This window comes from Mycobacterium sp. 1423905.2 (assembly GCF_001673155.1).
Taxonomy (GTDB): Bacteria; Actinomycetota; Actinomycetes; order Mycobacteriales; family Mycobacteriaceae; genus Mycobacterium.
Map to the genome: position 1 here is coordinate 1 of NZ_LZLE01000152.1, position 2,270 is coordinate 2,270.

A 2,270-nucleotide genomic window follows, 5' to 3' on the forward strand; every position below is an offset into this window, starting at 1 on the left:
GTCCGCCCGAGTCGAATCCGACCACCGGATCGTGGTCTCGGTGTTGGCCACCCAGCGGCGCAATCCGTTCCGCATATCGTCGTCGTCGGGCTCGTCCGGCGCCGCACCGGCGGCGCCCAGCACCCGCCGCATGTTGAGCACCACCAAAGCCACCGCGATGCCGGTGGCAGCGATCACGTACCGGCGGTCCTGCATCATGAGCGCCAGCAGTTCAATCCCTATAATCAAGCAAATACCAAGTGCGATGAGCCTTTTCATATCGCACTGCGGCTTTCGCGGGACTGGGGAGCCAGCTCGTCGAGGACCAGTTCGAGCACCCGCACCGCGACTGCGCGGTGTCCTTCATTCATCACGTGCGGGCTGAACCGCGCCTCGGCGAACAGATTCACCAGCTGCACGGCGTTATCGGGATGCAGCGCATGGTGTTCGACGGCGCGAGCCAAGACTTCGGTCGGTGTGTCGAATTCTTGCGGGACCGCTCCGGGGACGTTGGCCAACTCCCGTTCCATCGCGGCGTAGCAGGCGATGATCGCCTCGCGCGGATCGCGGCTGTGGTCGGCGATCTCCGCCAGCCCCACTTCGGCGGCGCGAACGAGCGATTCCGAGCCGCTGGGTCGCACGGGAGCATCGACCTGGTGGGCGGCCAGGGCGGGGCTGTCCGGGCGGCGCCGACGCGTTGCGCCGACCGCACCGGCAACCAACAGCACCAGCAGCGGCACCGTCGTGGCCAGCAAGATGCCCAGCGTGTCACCGGTGTGCTTGTGCCCGGGGTGTGGGGTCCGGGCGGGGGCGGCGCCGTTGGCCGGCGGCGGCGTCCCGGAGGAATCCGGCGGCGGAGCGTTGAGCTCGACGTCGGGCGACGCACCGAGTCGCGACACCAGCACGACGACCAACAGCCACAGCGCGACTAGCGCCAGCCCGATCAACAGCACACGCCAACTCGGCCGCGCCTTACCCCTGCCCAGCAGGTCGGGCAGCTGGCCGACGCTGGGCGCTACGGTGCGCGGATCCCGCAATCGGGCAATAATCGCTACTGTCAGCAGCGCCAGCGCCCCGGCCAGCATTGCGATGATCGTCGCCCACATCGCCCGGTTGTCCCCCGCCTCCGTTAGGCGTTTGCCTTGATGAGCGGGCAGATATCCGCGCAGTGCCGCGGCAGCAACCATCAGGAGCGCGATCAGTAGGACGACGCGCCCCGTCGGCTTGTCGATACCGGGCATGGGCACACACTCGATCGGTCGTTCCGGTTTGCTTCATACTGGCACGTCGGTCAGCCACGCCGCCACGACGTCGAGCGATCGGCTACCGCCCCGACCGCGGTTAGTCGCGGCGAAATGGTGTGAAAGTGCCGTCGAGCACGTCGCGGTGCCCCATGGTGCGGCCGGTGACCGCGGCCGCATCGACCAGGGTCAGTTCGACGGCGGCCCTGGCGAATTCCTCCGCGGATGCGACGTCGTCGAATTCGGTGGCGTAGTAGGACAGGCCCGGCGTGCGGATCGGTTTGGACGGCGACAACGCGTTGACGGCGATGTGGTGGTCGGCCAGGTCGAACGCCGCGCATTGGGTCAGATGTTCTAAAGCGGCCTTGGAGCCGCCGTAGCCGGGCAGAACGCCGCCGCTGCGGTCGGCGTATGGTCCGTCGCCGGGTAGCCGGGAGGCGACCGAGCTGATATTGATAATCGAGCCGGCCCCGGCCGAGATCATGTCCGGACTAACCAGTTGCATCAGTTCATAGGCGGCGAACACGGCGATCTCGAAATGACGGCGGTAGGCCGACAGCGGTGTGCTGACGAAGCCGGGCCAGCCCGGCTTGGCGGCGGCCGCTTTGACCGGTTTGGCCCGCGGCCCAGCACCGGGCACCGGGGGCCGGCCCGGCGCGGTGAACGCGGCATTGTTGACCAGAACGGTTATTGGTCCCAACGCGTTTCGGGCTTCCTCGACCAAGCGGGCGATGTCCTCGCGGTTGGTGAGGTCAGCTCGGACGGCGACGGCGCGCCCTCCCGCGGCCTCGATGTCATTGACCGTCTCAACGATGGTGCCGGGCAGCCGGTCGTCCCATACCTGTTCGGTGCGACCGGCGACCGCTACGGCGGCGCCTTCGGCCGCCAGCGCCAAGGCGATCGCGCGGCCCAGCCCCCGGCTGGCACCCGTGACGATGGCGGCCCGACCGGACAGCCGGGTCACCGAGTCACCCCGTGAACGACAATGGCGGTGGTCTGATCCACCCACGCGTCGTCGAGCATCTGGTCGGGATACAACAGCATCCGCAA

At 68.2% G+C, this 2,270-nt stretch carries 2 protein-coding genes and 2 pseudogenes; all 4 read right to left on the reverse strand.

Going from position 1 to position 2,270, the window contains the following annotated elements:
• Nucleotides 1-258 (reverse strand): annotated as a pseudogene (locus tag A9W95_RS08565) (hypothetical protein); the annotation flags it as partial.
• A complete protein-coding gene (locus A9W95_RS08570) occupies nucleotides 255-1,220 on the reverse strand; it encodes a DUF4129 domain-containing protein (RefSeq protein ID WP_172826585.1) in 966 nt (321 codons plus the stop codon). The pseudogene A9W95_RS08565 and the gene A9W95_RS08570, both read right to left, overlap by 4 nt.
• A 100-nt stretch (nucleotides 1,221-1,320) precedes the next feature.
• On the reverse strand, nucleotides 1,321-2,184 hold the full coding sequence (locus tag A9W95_RS08575) for an SDR family NAD(P)-dependent oxidoreductase (RefSeq protein ID WP_067410820.1): 864 nt from the start codon (nucleotides 2,182-2,184) through the stop codon (nucleotides 1,321-1,323).
• A pseudogene (locus A9W95_RS26785) lies at nucleotides 2,181-2,270 on the reverse strand (TetR family transcriptional regulator); the annotation flags it as partial. The pseudogene A9W95_RS26785 and the gene A9W95_RS08575, both read right to left, overlap by 4 nt.